The 16,027-nt window shown below is 72.6% G+C and carries 19 protein-coding genes; 3 read left to right on the forward strand and 16 right to left on the reverse strand.

Annotation, left to right across the window (positions count from 1 at the left end):
* Positions 1-2: 2 nt before the first annotated feature.
* Positions 3-599, reverse strand: a complete 597-nt coding sequence (locus QQZ13_RS06995; RefSeq protein WP_284528312.1) for a TetR/AcrR family transcriptional regulator — start codon at positions 597-599, stop codon at positions 3-5.
* A gap of 174 nt (positions 600-773) precedes the next feature.
* Between QQZ13_RS06995 and QQZ13_RS07000 the strand changes: the two genes are divergently transcribed.
* Entirely contained in the window at positions 774-1,595 is an 822-nt protein-coding gene (locus QQZ13_RS07000; RefSeq protein ID WP_284528313.1) for a carboxylesterase, read from the forward strand.
* Between the two features lie 105 nt (positions 1,596-1,700).
* Here QQZ13_RS07000 and rpsN read toward each other — a convergent pair whose 3' ends face one another.
* From rpsN to QQZ13_RS07055, 11 genes are all read right to left on the reverse strand, one after another.
* Positions 1,701-2,006 carry a 30S ribosomal protein S14 gene (gene rpsN / locus QQZ13_RS07005; protein WP_144806591.1) on the reverse strand — a complete coding sequence of 102 codons (306 nt, stop codon included), beginning with the start codon at positions 2,004-2,006 and terminating at the stop codon, positions 1,701-1,703.
* Between the two features lie 4 nt (positions 2,007-2,010).
* The gene (gene rpmG, locus QQZ13_RS07010) at positions 2,011-2,181 is read right to left on the reverse strand and encodes a 50S ribosomal protein L33 (RefSeq protein WP_005051772.1); all 171 of its coding nucleotides are present in this window, start codon (positions 2,179-2,181) and stop codon (positions 2,011-2,013) included.
* Complete coding sequence (gene rpmB / locus QQZ13_RS07015) at positions 2,181-2,417, reverse strand: 50S ribosomal protein L28 (protein WP_047543954.1); 237 nt, start codon at positions 2,415-2,417, stop codon at positions 2,181-2,183. Before rpmB ends, rpmG begins: the two co-directional genes overlap by 1 nt.
* Positions 2,418-2,742: 325 nt before the next feature.
* Positions 2,743-3,744, reverse strand: a complete 1,002-nt coding sequence (locus tag QQZ13_RS07020) for an SDR family oxidoreductase (RefSeq protein WP_284528314.1) — start codon at positions 3,742-3,744, stop codon at positions 2,743-2,745.
* A 52-nt stretch (positions 3,745-3,796) separates the two neighbouring features.
* A complete protein-coding gene (locus QQZ13_RS07025) occupies positions 3,797-4,471 on the reverse strand; it encodes a DNA-3-methyladenine glycosylase (protein ID WP_284528801.1) in 675 nt (224 codons plus the stop codon).
* Between the two features lie 44 nt (positions 4,472-4,515).
* Complete coding sequence (locus QQZ13_RS07030; RefSeq protein ID WP_284528315.1) at positions 4,516-5,955, reverse strand: hypothetical protein; 1,440 nt, start codon at positions 5,953-5,955, stop codon at positions 4,516-4,518.
* Positions 5,945-6,763, reverse strand: a complete 819-nt coding sequence (locus tag QQZ13_RS07035) for a TIGR03943 family protein (protein ID WP_284528316.1) — start codon at positions 6,761-6,763, stop codon at positions 5,945-5,947. The genes QQZ13_RS07030 and QQZ13_RS07035 overlap by 11 nt, the downstream gene beginning before the upstream one ends.
* A complete protein-coding gene (locus QQZ13_RS07040) occupies positions 6,756-7,766 on the reverse strand; it encodes a permease (protein WP_284528317.1) in 1,011 nt (336 codons plus the stop codon). The genes QQZ13_RS07035 and QQZ13_RS07040 overlap by 8 nt, the downstream gene beginning before the upstream one ends.
* Positions 7,756-8,160 carry a Fur family transcriptional regulator gene (locus tag QQZ13_RS07045; protein ID WP_284528318.1) on the reverse strand — a complete coding sequence of 135 codons (405 nt, stop codon included), beginning with the start codon at positions 8,158-8,160 and terminating at the stop codon, positions 7,756-7,758. The genes QQZ13_RS07040 and QQZ13_RS07045 overlap by 11 nt, the downstream gene beginning before the upstream one ends.
* A 539-nt stretch (positions 8,161-8,699) precedes the next feature.
* Positions 8,700-9,566, reverse strand: a complete 867-nt coding sequence (locus QQZ13_RS07050; RefSeq protein WP_284528319.1) for a metal ABC transporter permease — start codon at positions 9,564-9,566, stop codon at positions 8,700-8,702.
* Positions 9,563-10,366 (reverse strand): metal ABC transporter ATP-binding protein, encoded by an 804-nt coding sequence (locus QQZ13_RS07055; RefSeq protein ID WP_284528320.1) that lies wholly within the window; start codon positions 10,364-10,366, stop codon positions 9,563-9,565. The genes QQZ13_RS07050 and QQZ13_RS07055 overlap by 4 nt, the downstream gene beginning before the upstream one ends.
* A 196-nt stretch (positions 10,367-10,562) precedes the next feature.
* Here QQZ13_RS07055 and QQZ13_RS07060 point away from each other — a divergent pair, with 196 nt between their 5' ends.
* Positions 10,563-11,387 carry a flagellin gene (locus QQZ13_RS07060; RefSeq protein WP_284528321.1) on the forward strand — a complete coding sequence of 275 codons (825 nt, stop codon included), beginning with the start codon at positions 10,563-10,565 and terminating at the stop codon, positions 11,385-11,387.
* A 134-nt stretch (positions 11,388-11,521) separates the two neighbouring features.
* Entirely contained in the window at positions 11,522-12,652 is a 1,131-nt protein-coding gene (locus QQZ13_RS07065) for a sugar-transfer associated ATP-grasp domain-containing protein (RefSeq protein WP_284528322.1), read from the forward strand.
* Positions 12,653-12,812: 160 nt separating this feature from the next.
* Here the strand turns inward: QQZ13_RS07065 and QQZ13_RS07070 are convergent, their stop codons facing one another.
* The 4 genes from QQZ13_RS07070 to flgN are packed head-to-tail and all read right to left on the reverse strand — an operon-like array spanning position 12,813 to position 15,974.
* Complete coding sequence (locus QQZ13_RS07070; protein ID WP_284528323.1) at positions 12,813-13,181, reverse strand: flagellar assembly protein FliW; 369 nt, start codon at positions 13,179-13,181, stop codon at positions 12,813-12,815.
* Positions 13,178-14,059 (reverse strand): flagellin, encoded by an 882-nt coding sequence (locus QQZ13_RS07075; RefSeq protein ID WP_284528324.1) that lies wholly within the window; start codon positions 14,057-14,059, stop codon positions 13,178-13,180. Before QQZ13_RS07075 ends, QQZ13_RS07070 begins: the two co-directional genes overlap by 4 nt.
* Before the next feature lie 14 nt (positions 14,060-14,073).
* A complete protein-coding gene (flgK, locus tag QQZ13_RS07080) occupies positions 14,074-15,483 on the reverse strand; it encodes a flagellar hook-associated protein FlgK (RefSeq protein WP_284528325.1) in 1,410 nt (469 codons plus the stop codon).
* An 8-nt stretch (positions 15,484-15,491) separates the two neighbouring features.
* Positions 15,492-15,974 carry a flagellar export chaperone FlgN gene (flgN, locus tag QQZ13_RS07085; protein ID WP_284528326.1) on the reverse strand — a complete coding sequence of 161 codons (483 nt, stop codon included), beginning with the start codon at positions 15,972-15,974 and terminating at the stop codon, positions 15,492-15,494.
* Positions 15,975-16,027 lie beyond the last annotated feature (53 nt).

The raw sequence follows: 16,027 nt of genomic DNA on the forward strand, positions 1-16,027 counted from the left end.
GGTCAGGGGCGGTGGGTGTCGATGACCGTGCGGGCGGACTGCGCGAAGACCGGTGCGACGATGTCGGTGCCGTCGAGGTAGCCGCCGACGAGCGCGGCGTCGCGCAGCAGCACGAGCGCGCCGGCGACGCCCTCGGGATCGCGCAGGCCCGCCGCGGCGGCGAGGTCGCGCAGCGTGCTGCGGAACCAGTCGCGGTGGGTCGCGATCAGCGCGCGCACCGGTCCCTCGTCGGGATACTCGGCTGCCGCGTTGATGAAGGGGCACCCGCGCGTGTGGCGCTGCGCGATGTCGGCCTGGATGCCCGCCACCACGAGGTCGAGCAGCTCGTCGGGCGTGCCTCCGGCGGCGGCGGCCTCCTCGAAGAGCGCGCGCAGCCCGGCGTCCTCCCCCTCGAGGTACGCGAGGACGAGGTTCTCCTTGCCGGCGAACTGCTTGTAGAGGGTGGCGCGGGTGACGCCGGCGACCTCGATCACGCGGTCGACGCCCACCGAGTGGATGCCTTCGCGGTAGAACAGCGCGGTCGCCGCGGCCAGCAGCCTGTCGCGCGCCGGCAGCCCGGACGCCGCGATCTCGTCGACGGCGACGGGTGCAGTGCTCATCGTCACATTCTCTGTCATTTCGGATGCGGGCTTTCGTCTCGTGAGGATTCCGGGAATAGTCTTGCGCAGATAGAACGTTCGGTCTACTATCAGGATACATCAGCCGTGAACGACCGGCTCCCCGCACCACCCGCACCGCCACCATCCACTCGCACACCCCACAAGGAGCACGACATGAACACCTCGACCAAGACCCCCATCGTCCTCATCCACGGACTCTGGATGACCCCGAAGAGCTGGGACACCTGGGCGGATCGCTTCCGCGCCGCGGGCCACCAGGTCATCGTCCCCGGCTGGCCCGGGATCGACGACCGCTCGGTGGAGGACATCCGCCGCAACCCCGAGGCGCTGAAGGGCATCGGCATCCGTGACATCGTCGACCACTACGAGCGAATCATCCGCGCCCTCCCCGAGAAGCCGATCATCATGGGCCACTCCTTCGGCGGCCTCTTCACCCAGATGCTCGCCGACCGCGGCCTCGGCGTCGCCTACGTGGGCGTGACGCCCGGCCAGCCGGCCGGCATCACGACGCTGCCGCTGTCGACCCTGTGGACCGGCACACCGATCCTCTCCAACCCGTTCGGCCGGAACGGTGCGAAGCCGCTGTCGAAGCGCCACTTCCACTTCACCTTCGGCAACGACCTGCCCCGCGCCGCGTCCGACGAGCTGTGGGAGCAGTACGCCGTGAACTCCTACAACCGGGTGTTCTTCGAGGGCGTCGCCGCCGCGTTCAACGAGAAGGGGGGTGCGTCGCACGTCGACTACGGCCGGACCGACCGCGCACCGCTCCTCGTCATCACCGGTGAGATCGACCACGTCGTGCCGCCGGCGATCGGGCGCGCGATCGTCAAGAAGTACCGCAGCACCGGGAGCCCGGCCGTCGTGGACTACCGCGAGTTCCCCGGACGCACCCACCGCATCGTCAGCCAGGACGGCTGGGAGGAAGTCGCCGACTTCGCCCTCGAGTGGGCGACCTCGCACGCCGCCGCGGCCTGACCGACCCCGCTCGCGCAGGAACGCAGAAGGCCGGAACCCCGAGGGGCTCCGGCCTTCGCTGCTGTGCGGGTGCTTACCAGCTCACAGCGCTGTCGGCGTGCTGGTTCACCAGCTCGACTTGGTCACGCCGGGCAGCTCGCCACGGTGCGCCATGTCGCGGAAGCGGACACGCGAGATGCCGAACTTCGACAGGTGGCCGCGCGGGCGGCCGTCGATGGCGTCGCGGTTGCGCAGACGCACCGGCGACGCGTTGCGCGGGAGCTTCTGCAGGCCGACGCGGGCGGCCTCGCGGGCCTCGTCGGTCGCGTTCGGGTCGACGAGCGTCTTCTTCAGCTCGGCGCGCTTCTCGGCGTACCGGGCCACGACCTCTTCGCGCTGGTTGTTGCGCGCGATCTTGCTCTTCTTGGCCATGAGATCAGCGCTCCTCTCGGAATTCGACGTGCTTGCGGATCACCGGGTCGTACTTCTTGAGCACGATGCGGTCGGGGTTGTTGCGGCGGTTCTTGCGCGTCACGTAGGTGTACCCCGTGCCGGCGGTCGAGCGCAGCTTGATGATCGGACGGACGTCCTGAGCCTTCTTCGCCATTAGAGCTTCACACCCTTCGCGAGGAGGTCCTTCACGACCGACTCGATGCCGCGGGCGTCGATGACCTTGATGCCCTTGGCCGAGACGTTCAGCTTGATGTTGCGACCAAGCGAAGGAACGTAGTAGGTCTTCTTCTGCACGTTCGGGTCGAAGCGGCGCTTCGTCCGGCGGTGCGAGTGCGAGATGTTGTGACCGAAGCCGGGAACTGCTCCAGTCACCTGGCACACTGCTGCCATGGTGATGTCTCCCTTATGCCCCTGATGAGGCAGTTACCGTGAGGCCGGACGGCCCCACCCAAGATCCCTTGTCTGCATCCCGTGACACACGCGATCCCCGCCCGGATGTTCCGGTCGTTGAGCGAACGATGTGAGACGAAACGCGAACTGCGTGCTGGAGTGCGCGCAGACAAAGAGTCAGTCTAGCACGGGCGGGCCCGGACGCTGAGCGGGGCGGGGGGTCGCCGTTTCGTCTCGCTGCGCTCGCTCAACGACCGGGGTGGCCAGCGCTCGCTCGGCGAGCGGGGTGCGAGCGGCCGCTCGGCGACCGCGGTGCGAGCGTCGCTCAGCGGGCGCGGGGGCGGTACCGCTCGACGAGCAGGTCGGCCAGCTCCTCGTAGTGGGCGTCGACGGTCTGCGCCTCGGGATGCGCGTCGTACCACTCGACGATCTCCCGCGCGCCGCGGGCGAACGGGACGGTGGTGCCGAAGCCGGGCACGATGCGCGTGATCTTGGAGTTGTCGAACACCGCCGAGTGCGTCTTGTCGCCAAGGAGCGAGGATCCCCACTCCGCGTCGAGCGCCGCGATCGCCTCCGAGGGCACGTGGACGAGGTCGGGCTCGGCCACCCCGGCGGCGTGGGCGAGCTCGGTGTAGATCTGGTTCCAGGTCGGGGCCTCGCCGCCGGTGATGTGGAAGGGCTCGCCGATCGCGTCGGCTCGGCCGAACAGGCCGACGAACCCCCGGGCGAAGTCGCTGCTGTGGGTGATCGTCCACAGGGACGTGCCGTCGCCGTGGACGATCACCGGCTTGCCGGCGCGCATCCGCTCGATCGCGGTCCAGCCGCCGTCGATCGGCAGCAGCGTCGCGTCGTAGGTGTGCGACGGCCGCACGATCGTCATCGGGAAGCCGGTCTCGCGGTAGGCGGCGACGAGCGCGTCCTCGCAGGCGATCTTGTTGCGCGAGTACTCCCAGTGCGGGTTGCGCAGCGGCGTCGACTCGGTGATCGGCAGGTGCGTGGGCGGCGTCTGGTAGGCCGAGGCGGAGCTGATGAAGATGTACTGGCGCGTGCGGCCGGCGAACAGCCGCAGGTCGGTCTCGATGTGGGCGGGCGTGAAGGCGAGGAACTCCGCGACGACGTCGAACTCGAGATCGCCGAGCGCCTCGCGCACCGAGTCCTCGTCGCGGATGTCTCCGAGGTGCACGGTGACGCCCTCGGGCACCGCCCGCCGCTGCTCGCGCCCGCGGTGCAGCAGGTGCACCTCGTGCCCCTGGCGGAGAGCCTCGGCGACGCACGCCGTGCTGATGATCCCCGTGCCTCCGATGAACAGCACACGCAGCGTCGACATGACTTCCTCCTCCGATGGGGGTCCGGCCTCCAGCATCACACGCCCGCGGGCCTCAGCGGGCCGCCTCGGCCGCACCGCGCCCCCAGCGGAACGCCGACACCGTCGGATCGCCCGTGACCCAGAAGCGCCACGGGAACGCATGCGTGCCCGCGATCCCGGCGACGCCCACGCGCGGTCCCGTCGACACGTCGGCGAGCGGCGCCGCCGGGAGCAGCAGCCGCGCGACGGCGCCCGCGCGCTCCTCCCCCGTCACGGCGTCGATCCCGTCGTGCCGCGGATGCCGGAGCCCGACGGCGTCGCCGAGCCGTCCCGGACCCCGGGCGAGGTCGCGCGGAGACCGGGAGGCCGGGCGCCGCGACGCCGCGGCCTCCACGCCCTCGACCACTTCACCGCCGCGCAGGAGGATTCCGCCGGCGACGCCCTCGGGGCCCGAGACGACGTTGACGCACGAGTGGATGCCGTGGCTCAGGTAGACGTACAGGTGGCCGGGCTCGCCCCACATCGTGGCGTTGCGCGCGGTCGGGCCGCTGCGGGCATGCGATCCCGGGTCGGGCACCGGACCGGTGCCCTGTCCGTGATAGGCCTCGACCTCGGTGATCCGCACGGCCACGGTGCCGCCGTCGACGGTCACCCGCAGCAGCCCGCCGAGCAGCCGCGGGGCCACCTCGACCGGCAGCCCGCGGAGCGCCTCGCGTGTCGCGGGGACGAGGCCCGCGCGACGATCGATCGCGTCGGGTGCGGAATCCGGCGCATCGCCGGACGGACGGCCGCTCACGGCCGCGGCGCCGACTGGCACCAGGAGATGTCGAAGCCGCGCAGGGCCACGACCTCGGCGCCGTCCTCGAGCGAGACGACGTGGGTCTGCAGGCGCTCGGGAAGCGGCAGCTGGTAGCCGTCGTAGGGGTTGTCGACCACCTCGGGGGCGACCAGGAGCGCCGCGTACCGGCCGCTGGGCGAGACGCACGCCTGCATGAGGCTGGCATCGGCGGGCACGTCGAACACCGGGCGCGCCTCTCCATCGGCGTCGACGACGGCGACCGAGGTGGACTCGACGGTGATCCCGGCCTCGTCGAGCTTCGACAGCACGCGCACCGTGTCGCCCGACCCGTCGGGCAGGCCGATGACCGACCAGGCCTGGCCGAGCGACGGGTCGGTGGGCGCCAGCTCGGTCTCCTCTGCGGTGGCGAGGTCGATCGCGACGAGCCCGGTCACGCGCTCGACGATCGCGGTGGCGGATCCGCGCGCGATCCCGTCGATGGAGACGGCGTTGCCGAGGGCCACGGGAGCGCCGCCGACCGGCGTGACGAGCGTCAGCGACCCGTCGAAGGTCAGCATGAGGAGGCTGTCGGTCCCCGGCACGAACCGCCAGTCGTCCACCCGCGAGTCGCCGCCGTCGCGCGTGACCGCCGTGGGCGGCTCGTCGCGGCGCGAGGCCGAGAGGGATGCCGTGAAGAGGGCGGCCTCGCGGCCCGAGTCGGCGCCGATGTCGGCGTCGGTGAAGAGGTAGCCGACGAGGTTGCCGCGGTCGGCGCTCTGCAGGTCGGTCACCGTGCCGTCGCCGGGGAGCGGCAGCTCCCGCTCCCCCTCTCCCTCGAGGTCGGTGACGATGAGGTGCGAGAGTCCGTCGTCGTCCACCGTGGACATGACGAGGTGGCCCGCGGTGGCGCGGAAGTCCTCGATGTGCGGGTGCGTGAACACCGGCACGGCCGCGTCGCCGGCGAGGTCGGTGCGGTAGACGGTGTCGCCGCTCTCCTGCCGCTGCAGGATGTAGACCTCCAGCGGCGGCGTGGTCAGCGTCCGCTCGATCGTCACGGGCGGGCCGCCGCCGAGTCCGGTGACCCCCTCGATCCGCACCGTGTACTCGGTGTCGTCCCACAGCGGCAGCGCGAAGCGGAGCCCGACGCTGCGTCCCGACGTGTCCACGGTGAAGTCGGCCGCGGGCGTCACCGTCACCTGCGACGGGTCGACCTCGTCGAGGGACTGGCTGGTCGTGAAGATGACGCGCGATCCGGATGCGGTGACCGCCGCGTCAGGATCGAACTGCACGCTGGTCACCCGCGGTCCCTGCACCGTCGTCAGGGCGGCGCCGCCGAGGCCGAGCACGGCGAGCACGCCCACCACGACCGCGAACGCCCCTGCGAAGGCGCGCCCGCGACGGCGGGCACCGCGCCGCGTCCCGCCGTCTCCGCGGCGGAGCTGCTCAGTACTCATAGGGGTCCCGCGGCTCCTCGATCGGGGCCACGGAGGACGCCTCGATCTGGAGCCGGCCGTCGACGTCGCGGATCGTCCCCGTCACCGTCACCCACTGTCCGGTCTCCTGCACCTCTCCGGGCGCCTGGCCGGCGAGTGCGACCGGGACGCTCGCGGGCTGCGCGTCGATGACGCAGTGGGTGATGACGAGCCGCGTGAGTCCGAAGCCGCCGTCCTCGGGGGTGACGAATCCGGTGAGGGTGACCTCGTCGCCGTCGAAGGCCTCGGGATTGGTGGCCGTGGCGAACACGCTCGCCCACTCGCCGACCCCGAACGATGCGGTGTCACCCGTCGCCGCGAGGGCGACGGTGTCGGCCCCCTGGAACAGCGGCGGGGCCCCGGTGTCGCGCGACATCGCGAGCTCGGCCGACAGCGTCGCCGGCGGCACGAGGACGATCGCGGCGACGATCCCGGTGGCCAGCACCCCGCCGGTGGCGATCGCGGCGCGTCCGATCACCGCGGCCGGCCGCGCCCCCGCCGGCGACGGCCCGTGGTCGTGCGCGTGCCCGTGGTCGGGCGCCTCGCCGTGGTCGTGCGCCTCGCCGTGGTCGTGGCCGTGGTCGGCCTCGGCGCCGAGGGGCAGGGCGAAGCTCGCCGCCGCGCCGATGAGCACGAGCACCGCCATCGAGACCGCGAAGAGGTTCGACGAGGGGTTGATATAGAGGGCCAGCTGGTCGGTGAGGGCCAGGGCGATGGTCACGGCGGCCAGGCCCGAGGCGAGCCCGACGCCGAGCAGACGGGTGCCGGAGCGGCGGAGGAACTCACGCAAGGAGGTTCACCACCCCTCCGACGGCGACCGCGAACAGCACGACGATCACGACGAGCCCGGCGAGCACCTTCGTGCGGAAGGTGGTGCGCAGCAGGGCGAGCATCTTCACGTCGACGAGCGGTCCGACCAGGAGGAACGCGACGATCGAGCCGGGCGTGAAGGTCGACGCGAACGACAGCGCCACGAACGAGTCGACGTTCGAGCAGATGGAGACGATCATCGCGAGCGCGATCATCGCGACGATCGACAGCACGGGGTTCGATCCGATCGCCAGGAGCGCGTCGCGGGGCACGACGACCTGCACGGCGCCGGCCAGCGCCGACCCGATCACGAGGGCCGGCATGACCGCGCGCAGCTCCACGACGAACTGCGCGAGGCTGCGGCGTCCGCGGCCGGCGGTGAGGCTCTCGGCGTCGGCGATCTCGCAGGTGGCGCGGAAGCGGTCCGTGAGGAGGGAGTCCGGATCGGGGTGGCGGCTGTAGAGCCAGCCGATGAGGTTCGCGACCGCGTATCCGCCGAGGAGACGCGCGATGAGGATCCCGTCGTCGAAGCCGAACGCCTGGTGGGTCGTGATGATGACGATCGGGTTCACGATCGGCGCCGCGATGAGGAAGGTGAGGGCCTCGGGCACCCGGAACCCGCGCATCAGCAGGCCGCGGGCGAAGGGGACGTTCCCGCACTCGCACACCGGGACCAGCATGCCCAGGAGCGACAGCACCGCCCGCCGCCCCCACGCGCTCCGCGGCATCCACCGCTCGATCGCCCCCGGCGGCACCCACACCTGCACGACGATCGAGAGGATGACGCCCAGCACAACGAAGGGCAGCGACTCGATGAGGACGCTGAGGGCGAGGGTGAGGCCGTCCTGCGCCCGGGTGGGCAGCGCCGGGCCGGGGGCGAGGACGGCGACGACGACGAGCAGGCCGACGACCGCGACACCCGCGGCGATCAGCCCGGCGGTGCGTCGCGTGCCGGTCGGCGCGGGGCGGAGGTCAGTCGTCACGGCCCGCCGCGGCGGTGCACGTCGCGCACAGACCGAAGATGTCGACGACGTGCTCGGCACGGGTGAACCCGTGGGCGGCGGCGGTGCGCTGTGCCCATTCCTCCACGTCGGTCGCCTGGATCTCGACGGTCGTGCCGCAGTTCCGGCAGATGAGGTGGTGGTGATGACCCTCGCTCGAGCAGGCGCGGTAGATGGCCTCGCCCTCGGGGCTCTGCAGCTGGTCGGCCTCTCCGCTGGCGGCCAGCGTCGCGAGCGCGCGGTACACGGTGGCCAGTCCGATGCCGGTGTTGTCGTCGCGCAGCGCCGCGTGGAGTTCCTGCGCGCTCACGAATCCGGGGGTGTCGGACAGCGCCGCACGCACGCGATCGCGCTGCCAGGTGTTGCGCTGAGCCATGCCCGGGAGTCTACCGCCGCCGCTTCGGAGGCGGCTGGGAGCGGCGGCGCCGCCGGTCCCGCCACGGCTGCGCGGCGGTTGCGCGCGGCGGTGGCGCGCGGCGGCCGCGCGTAACTCCGGCGATTCGGCGCGGACCGGCCGGTGACAGCCCGTTTCGGCCGCGCGGGGCCGGCGTTTCCGGAGTTGTGCACCGTCAGCGGCCCGCACTCGCGCGCTCGCGCCCGCACTCGCACATGGTGGCGGTGGCCCGCGGCGGCTGCGCGCAACTCCGGCGATTCGGCGCGGACCGGCCGGTGACAGCCCGCTTCGGCCGCGCGGGCCCGGCGTTTCCGGAGTTGTGCACCGTCAGCGGCCCGCACTCGCGCGCTCGCGCCCGCACCCGCACATGGTGGCGGTGGCGCACGGCGGCCGCGCGCAACTCCGGCGATTCGGCGCCGACCGGCCGGTGACAGCCCGTTTCGGCCGCGCGGGGGCCGGCGTTTCCGGAGTTGTGCACCGTCGGCGACCCGCACTCGCGCGCTGTCGCCCGAGCGCGGGGTTCAGGCGGCGCGCTGGCGCACGACGCGGCCGTGGCGAGCGCCGACCACGCGGCAGACGAGGTAGATGAGGAACGAGATCGTCGTGATGTAGGGGCTCACGGGCAGGGTGCCCATCACGGCGAGGAGGATGCCGCCGACCGCGGCCGTCACACCGAACAGCGCCGACAGCAGCGGCACGGCGACCGGCCCGGTCGCGACGCGCATCGCCGCGGCGGCGGGGGTCACCAGCAGCGCCATCACCAGCAGCGCGCCGATGATGTGGACCGCGACGGCGACGACCAGCCCCAGCAGCAGCATGAAGGTGAGCGAGACGGCGGTGGTCGGCACCCCCCGAGCGGCGGCGGACTGCGGATCGAGCGAGTCGAACCGCAGCGGGCGCCACATGAGCAGCAGCGCGACGAGCACGAACGCCGAGATCGCCACGAGCCATCCCAGCTGCGCGTTCTGCACCGAGACGATCTGCCCGGTGAGCAGGCTGAAGCGGTTGGCACTGCGGCCGTCGTAGAGCGAGAGGAAGAGGATGCCGAGGCCGAGGCCGAACGGCATGAGCACGCCGATGATCGAGTTGCGGTCCCGTGCGCGCGAGCCGAGCCAGCCGATGAGCCCCGCCGCCACGAGGGAGCCGACCACGGATCCGCTCACGACGTCGGCGCCGATCAGCAGCGCCGCGGCGGCCCCCGCGAACGACAGCTCGCTGATGCCGTGGACGGCGAAGGCCATGTCGCGCTGCATCACGAAGACGCCGATGAGGCCGCCGACGAGGCCGAGCACGGCGCCGGCCCACAGGGAGTTGGAGACCAGCGCGAGGATCGCCCCGTACTCGGGGAGCCCGCCGAACATGGCGTCGCCCACGTCGGACCAGTTCACGCGTGGTCCTCCTCGTGGTGATGGTGGTGCGAGGCTTCGGCGTCGGGGGCGCCGACGACGACCAGCCGGTCGCCCGCGCTCAGCACGAACACGGGGGCGCCGTAGAGGTCGCTGAGCACCTCGGAGGTCAGCACGTCCTGGGGCTTGCCGAGGGTGAAGCGGCCGTTGGCGATGTAGAGGATCCGGTCGACCTGACCGAGGATCGGGTTGATGTCGTGGGTGACGAGCAGCACGGCGGCGCCGGTCCGGCGGTGGTCGTCGATGAGGCGCACGACCGCCTGCTGGTTGGCGAGGTCGAGGCTCGTGAGCGGTTCGTCGCACAGGAGCAGCCGCGGGTCGTCGGCGAGCGCCTGCCCGACGCGCAGGCGCTGCTGCTCCCCGCCCGAGAGCACGCCGACCGGCTGATCGGCGAACGAGGATGCGCCGACCGCGTCGACGAGCGCGTCGATGCGCGCGCGGTCTCCGCGACGGGGGAAGGGCAGCCCGAACCGGTGCCCGTCGACGCCGAGCGCGACGAGGTCCCTGCCGCGCATCGAGGTCTCGTCGGTGAGCGGTCGCGCCTGCGGCAGGTAGCCGATGCGGCGGCTGCCGCGGCGGTGCACGCGCTCGCCGAGCGCGGTGATGGTGCCGGCGCTCAGGGGCTCGAGGCCGAGGATCGCACGCAGGAGCGTCGTCTTGCCCGATCCCGACGGTCCCAGCACGGCGACGAGCTCGCCGGGGGCGACGTCGAGGTCCAGGCCGCTCCACAGCTCGCGGTCGCCCCGGCGCAGGGCGGCACCACGGATCTCGAGCAGGCTCACCGGTTCAGCCTATCGGCGCGGCGACGGCGGCGGCCGGGGCGCGGCGCAACGGATCCGTCCCCTCTCCTCGCACGATCCGCACCGTCGCCTAACGCGGGCCGCGGCCGTGCCGATAGGGGGAATCACGGAGTCCACGGATGGACTCCCGGGTGTCCAGGACGGGCGCCCGCTGATCCCAATCACGGAGGAACACACCATGGGTATGCAGATCAACACCAACGTGTCGGCGCTCAACGCCTACCGCAACCTGTCGAGCACGCAGAACGACCTGTCGAAGTCTCTCGAGAAGCTCTCGAGCGGCCTGCGCATCAACCGTGCCGCGGACGACGCCGCCGGTCTGGCGATCTCGGAGGGACTGAAGTCCCAGATCGGTGGACTGAACGTCGCCGCCCGCAACGCCCAGGACGGCATCTCGGTCATCCAGACCGCGGAAGGCGCCCTGACGGAGGTGCACTCGATCCTGCAGCGCGTGCGCGACCTCGCGGTCCAGGCCGGCAACGACTCGAACAACGCCGACTCGCGCACCGCGATCAAGACCGAGATCGATGCCCTGGGCTCCGAGCTCACCCGTCTGGCCTCGAGCACGAACTTCAACGGCATCAAGCTGCTGTCGGGCGGCTCCACGCTGACCTTCCAGGTCGGCGCCGGCGCCACCGCCGCGGAGGACCAGATCGCGATCACGCTGACCGACTTCGCCACCCTGGGCGCGACCGTGGGCGCGCTCACGGTCGACACGTCGGCCAACGCGCTGGCGACGATCACGGCGATCGACACGCAGATCACGGCGGTCTCCACGGCGCGCGCCAGCTACGGTGCGCTCCAGAACCGCTTCGAGTCGACCATCAACAGCCTCAACGTGTCGGCGGAGAACCTGTCGGCGGCCAACAGCCGCATCCGCGACACCGACATGGCGGCCGAGATGGTCAAGTACACCGCGTCCAACATCCTGTCGCAGGCGGGCACCGCCATGCTCGCGCAGGCCAACCAGTCGAACCAGGGCGTCCTGCAGCTGCTGCGCTGACGCACAGCCGCTGCATCGACGTACTGGACGGTGGGTCCCGTGGCATCCGGCTACGGGATCCACCGTCGACTCGGGGACGCTCCGCCCACTCCCACCTGACTCACCCAGGCCCCCGAGACCCGCCCAGGAGCACGATGTCATCCGCCCCCGTCATCACGCCGCGCCTCCGTTACCTCGCGCGGCGTTTTCGTCGTCTCGACGCGGGAGCGCTCGTCGCCCGCGCCCGTCAGGCCGCGCAGCAACACGGCCGGTGGACGCCCGCCGTCGTGGCCGACATGCTGTGGCAGGCCGCGTTCCGGGCCGTCGGGTTCCAGGACTACATCGACTACGACTTCGCGATCCTCACCCGCGCCGAACGCGCGACCTACATGACGAGCCCGCTCTCGGACCGGCTGGCGATGCAGTTCGACGACCCGGCGTACCGTCATCTGTTCCACGACAAGATCGCCTTCAACGGCACCTTCGACGGCTTCCTGCGGCGCGAGTGGATGGTGGTGACCGAGGGCGGCGCCGACGCCCTGCGCGCGTTCGCGGAGCGCCACGGCACCATCGTCACGAAGGAGCCCCTCGGCCGCGCCGGCCTCGGCGTGCACCGCTACCACGCCGCCGAGGTCACCGACTGGACCGCGTTCCACCGGGGGCTGCTGGCCCGCGGCGAGACGCTGGTCGAGGAGGTCATCCGCCAGCACGAGGAGCTGGCGGCGCTCTGCGCAGGCACCGTCAACACCACCCGCGTCACCGCGTTCTTCGACGGCCGCACGACGCACATCCTCGCCGTGGCGCAGAAGTTCGGCCGCGGCGCCGTGAGCGACCAGAACGCGTTCGGCGGCTTCTACGCGATGCTCGACGAGACCGGCCGGGCCACCGGCGCCGGCTACGACTCCTGCGGCCGGGTGCACCGGTCGCACCCCGAGTCCGCGGTCACCATCGCCGACTTCCGGCTGCCGATGTTCGACGAGGTGCTCGCCCTCGTCGACCGCGCCGCGCGGGTCGTGCCGCAGGTGCGCTACGTCGGCTGGGATGTCGCCGTCACCCCCGAGGGCCCGGTGCTCGTCGAGGGCAACTGGGCGGCGGGGGTCTACGAGAACAAGCCGAGCGCGACCGGGATCCGCACCGGACATCGGGGCCGCTATCTGGCCGCGATCGCCGCCGCGCCCGTCGCCGCGCCCGCCATCCCGGCCGCCGAGCCGGCCTCCTCCGTGCGGGAGTCGGCAGGTCACGTCCCCGCGCCGGTCGTCCCCGCGCGCGAGCCCGTCGCCGCCTGAGCCTGCCGGGCGCGCTCACGGCGCCGCCTCCGCAAGGCATGTCCCACTTCCGGTGGGGCATGTCCCACTATCCGTCGATTCACCCGCCCCGAAACAGCGGAATCTGGGACATGGTGCGACCGGAAGACAGCGCCGGCTCAGCCAGCGCTCAGCCCAGCCTTCAGCCCAGCAGGGCGCGGACGGGCAGATCCTGCCCCTCGAGGATGACCTGTGCGGCCTCTCCCGTGCGGGTGTTGATCACGACGGGGGCCAGCAGGTTCACGCCCATCCCCTCGTCGGTCATGCGGGCGACCACGAGCAGCTGCGCCTCCTCGGCGGCGCGCAGTCCCAGCTCGTCGGCCTGCGCGTCGGTGAGGACGGGCGCGTAGTCGGGCACGACCGCGGCGGGATCGACGGCGAACAGGCGCACGGCGGGATCGCCGACCGCGGTGAGCGCGAACAGTCCGTCGGCCCCGGCGACCGGGTCGAGCGAGAAGGCGACGTGCGGCGCGAGCCCGGGCGGCGGCGCGAGGAAGGCGACCGCGCTCATGCCAGGAAGTCCAGCAGGGTCGGCTGCAGCACCCGCGCGGTCACCGAGAGCGCAGACTGGTAGACGAGCTCCTGCGCCCGCAGGGCGACGAGGACCTCCACCGTGTCGACGTCCTCGACGGCGGCGCGCTGGGCCTCGAGGGAGACCTTGGCATCCAATGCAGCCTCCTTCGCTCGCAGCACCTGGTTCTGCCGGGCGCCCACCGCGCCCTGCACCCCGAGCATAGTGTTCAGCCTGTCGTCGATCTCCGCCAGCCGGGGCCCGACGTTCCGCCCGGAGCGCAGGTCGGCGACCACCGCGTCGAGCACCGCGAACACCGAGGCGGCGCCCACCCCGAACGCCTCCGCGCCGCTGGCGTCGACGCGCACCGTCTCGCCGTCCGAGATGCGGCGGTGCACTTCGCCGCCGGCGATCCCCGAGAAGGAGTAGTCCGCCGCGAAGGCGGGCGCATCCGAGGTGCCGGCGAAGACCGACCGGCCGAGCACGCGGGTGTTCGCCTGGGCGAGCAGCTCGGAGCGGATGCCCTCCAGCTCCACGGCGATCGCCTCCAGCGCGGTCGCGTCGAGCGCCCCCGAGTTCGCTCCCTGCGCGGTGAGGTCGCGCGCGCGGGAGAGCAGATCCGTCGATGCCGTGAGGGAGTTGTCGACCGTGGTCAGCCAGGCCAGGCCGTCGTCGATGTTGCGGGCGTACTGGGTGGCGCGCCGCTGGGCGGCGTGGATGTCGAGCGCCGTCGAGGCGGCGGCCGGGTCGTCGGAGGGGACGGCGAAGGCGCGCTGCGACGTGGCCTGATCCTGCAGGCGCGAGAGCGTCGTGAGCCCGGACTGCAGGTTCCGCAGGGCCGTCTGGGTCATCGCCTGCGTGGTCACTCGGGAGATCATGGGGCTCCTGACGGTCAGCGGCCGACCAGGCCGGTGCGGTTGATGAGCACGTCGAGCGCCTCGTCGACGGCGGTGAGGACGCGCGCGGCGGCCTGGTAGGCGGTCTGGAACGTGAGCAGGCTCACGGTCTCCTCGTCGTTGTCGACGCCGGCCACCGACTGCTGCGCGATGACGGCGGCGTTCACCCCCGTCTCAGCCCGGCTGGCGCGACCGGCGTCGGCCGCCGTGCCCACCGCGAGGCGGGCCACGACATCGCCCCAGAGCGCATCCGGTCCGCCGGCGCGGCCGCCGATGGCCGACAGCGCGTCGGCGTTCGAGCCGTCGAGGGGCCCGGCGCCGGGCGCGGCGAGCGCGAGCTCGGCCCGGCCGGTGGGGACGACGCCCAGCCCGAGCGCCGCCGGGGCGCCCGCCGCGAGAGAGAAGAAGTCGCCGCCGGGTGCGCCCGTGGCGGTGACCCCCGCGGCGTGCTGCGCGTTGACCGCGTCTGCCAGTGCGGTCGCGAGCGCGTTGTAGTCGGCCGCCAGGCCCGCCAGCACGCCGTCCTCGCCGGCGGGCGCGAGCACCGCGAGCAGACCGCCGAGCTCTCCGCCGACGGTGGAGACGGGGAGGTCGCCGTCGGAGACCCAGGCCAGGGCGAGCGGATCGGCCGACTCGAGCGACGGCGGTCCGGAGAGGGCGAGGGCGCGGGCGTTGGCGCCCGAGACGAGGGCGTTGCCGTCGATGCGCAGCGTCAGCGTTCCGTCGGTCTCGACGGTCGCCGTCGCGCCCGAGAGGCGGGCCACGTTCTGCGCGAGGAGGTTGCGGCGGTCGATCAGCTCGTTGGGTGCACCGCCCGCGGCCGTCGCGTCGCGGATCGCCCCGTTGAGCTCGGCGATCTCGGTGGCGGCGGCGTTGATCCGCGAGACCGTCATGTCGGCCGAGGCACGCGCATCGGCCCACTGCCCGGCCACAGCGCGGTAGCCGTCGGCGATCCGGGCGGCCAGCGTCTGCGCGTGGGTGATCACGGTGGCAGCCGCGGCCGTCGAGTCGGGCGCGTTCGCGACGTCCTGCCACGCGGCCCAGAACTCGGACAGCTGATGGGCGATGCCGTCGCTCGTGGGCTCGCCGAGGGTGGCCTCGGCGGCGGCGGATGCGGCGGCCCGGGTCGACCAGTAGCCCGAGGCGGCGAGGGTGTCCCGCACGCGGGCGTCGAGCACAGCGTCGCCGAGGCGCGCGATGCCGTCGACCGAGACGCCGCCGCCGGGCTGGACCCCCGCCGAGAACCGCCCCGACACCGCCACGGCGCCCACGGCCGAGGTCTCCAGCCGCTGCCGGGTGTAGCCGGCGGTCGTCTGGTTGGCGATGTTCTGCCCCACCAGGTCCATCCCCCGGCGCGCCGCCGAGAGGGCGCTGGCCGCCGTCCCCAGCCCGCTGAATGTCGACATCGCGTCCCTCACATCTCCCTGTCCACGATCCGCGGCTGGTCCTCCCGGGCGCGCTCGCCGTGCGTGTCGTACACGCCGGCGCCCGCCTCCAGGCCAGCCAGGGTCTCCTCGACCGCGCGGCCGGCAGCCCGCAGGTGCACCTCGTTGGAGCCCTTCAGCTGCGCGACCTCGGCCATGAGCGAGGTGAGCGCCGCGCGGTGATCGGTGAAGATGTCGCGCCAGGACTCCGTCGGCGCCGCGTCGAGCAGACGGGCGAGCGTCACCGGCTCGGTCACGCCCCACTCCCGGGCGAGGGCGGCGACCTCGACGTCGCGGCCCAGTCCGGACTCGCGCAGGCGCTCGAGCACCTGCTCGATCTCGCGGGTGGCGAAGTGGACCCAGCGCATGCCGCCGGACTCCAGCAGGAGCCGCTGCTCTTCGAGTTTGAAGATCAGCATCTCCAGCAGCTCGCGTTCACGCCACAGCTGCATCGACAACTCGTTGGCTCCCATGTTCTTCCTCCCCAGTGGATTCCCTGTTCGTGCCGCGGAGGACGCAACCCCAA

The sequence above is a fragment of the Microbacterium sp. T2.11-28 genome, assembly GCF_950097975.1.
In the GTDB taxonomy this organism is placed as follows: domain Bacteria; phylum Actinomycetota; class Actinomycetes; order Actinomycetales; family Microbacteriaceae; genus Microbacterium.

What these genes read in the sequence shown, in the direction of transcription:
- QQZ13_RS06995 (WP_284528312.1), bottom strand. Translation starts at nt 599, where the DNA reads ATGAGCACTGCACCCGTCGCCGTCGACGAGATCGCGGCGTCCGGGCTG.
- QQZ13_RS07000 (WP_284528313.1), top strand. Translation starts at nt 774, where the DNA reads ATGAACACCTCGACCAAGACCCCCATCGTCCTCATCCACGGACTCTGG.
- rpsN (WP_144806591.1), bottom strand. Translation starts at nt 2,006, where the DNA reads ATGGCCAAGAAGAGCAAGATCGCGCGCAACAACCAGCGCGAAGAGGTC.
- rpmG (WP_005051772.1), bottom strand. Translation starts at nt 2,181, where the DNA reads ATGGCGAAGAAGGCTCAGGACGTCCGTCCGATCATCAAGCTGCGCTCG.
- rpmB (WP_047543954.1), bottom strand. Translation starts at nt 2,417, where the DNA reads ATGGCAGCAGTGTGCCAGGTGACTGGAGCAGTTCCCGGCTTCGGTCAC.
- QQZ13_RS07020 (WP_284528314.1), bottom strand. Translation starts at nt 3,744, where the DNA reads ATGTCGACGCTGCGTGTGCTGTTCATCGGAGGCACGGGGATCATCAGC.
- QQZ13_RS07030 (WP_284528315.1), bottom strand. Translation starts at nt 5,955, where the DNA reads ATGAGTACTGAGCAGCTCCGCCGCGGAGACGGCGGGACGCGGCGCGGT.
- QQZ13_RS07045 (WP_284528318.1), bottom strand. Translation starts at nt 8,160, where the DNA reads ATGGCTCAGCGCAACACCTGGCAGCGCGATCGCGTGCGTGCGGCGCTG.
- QQZ13_RS07060 (WP_284528321.1), top strand. Translation starts at nt 10,563, where the DNA reads ATGGGTATGCAGATCAACACCAACGTGTCGGCGCTCAACGCCTACCGC.
- QQZ13_RS07065 (WP_284528322.1), top strand. Translation starts at nt 11,522, where the DNA reads ATGTCATCCGCCCCCGTCATCACGCCGCGCCTCCGTTACCTCGCGCGG.
- QQZ13_RS07070 (WP_284528323.1), bottom strand. Translation starts at nt 13,181, where the DNA reads ATGAGCGCGGTCGCCTTCCTCGCGCCGCCGCCCGGGCTCGCGCCGCAC.
- QQZ13_RS07075 (WP_284528324.1), bottom strand. Translation starts at nt 14,059, where the DNA reads ATGATCTCCCGAGTGACCACGCAGGCGATGACCCAGACGGCCCTGCGG.
- flgK (WP_284528325.1), bottom strand. Translation starts at nt 15,483, where the DNA reads ATGTCGACATTCAGCGGGCTGGGGACGGCGGCCAGCGCCCTCTCGGCG.
- flgN (WP_284528326.1), bottom strand. Translation starts at nt 15,974, where the DNA reads ATGGGAGCCAACGAGTTGTCGATGCAGCTGTGGCGTGAACGCGAGCTG.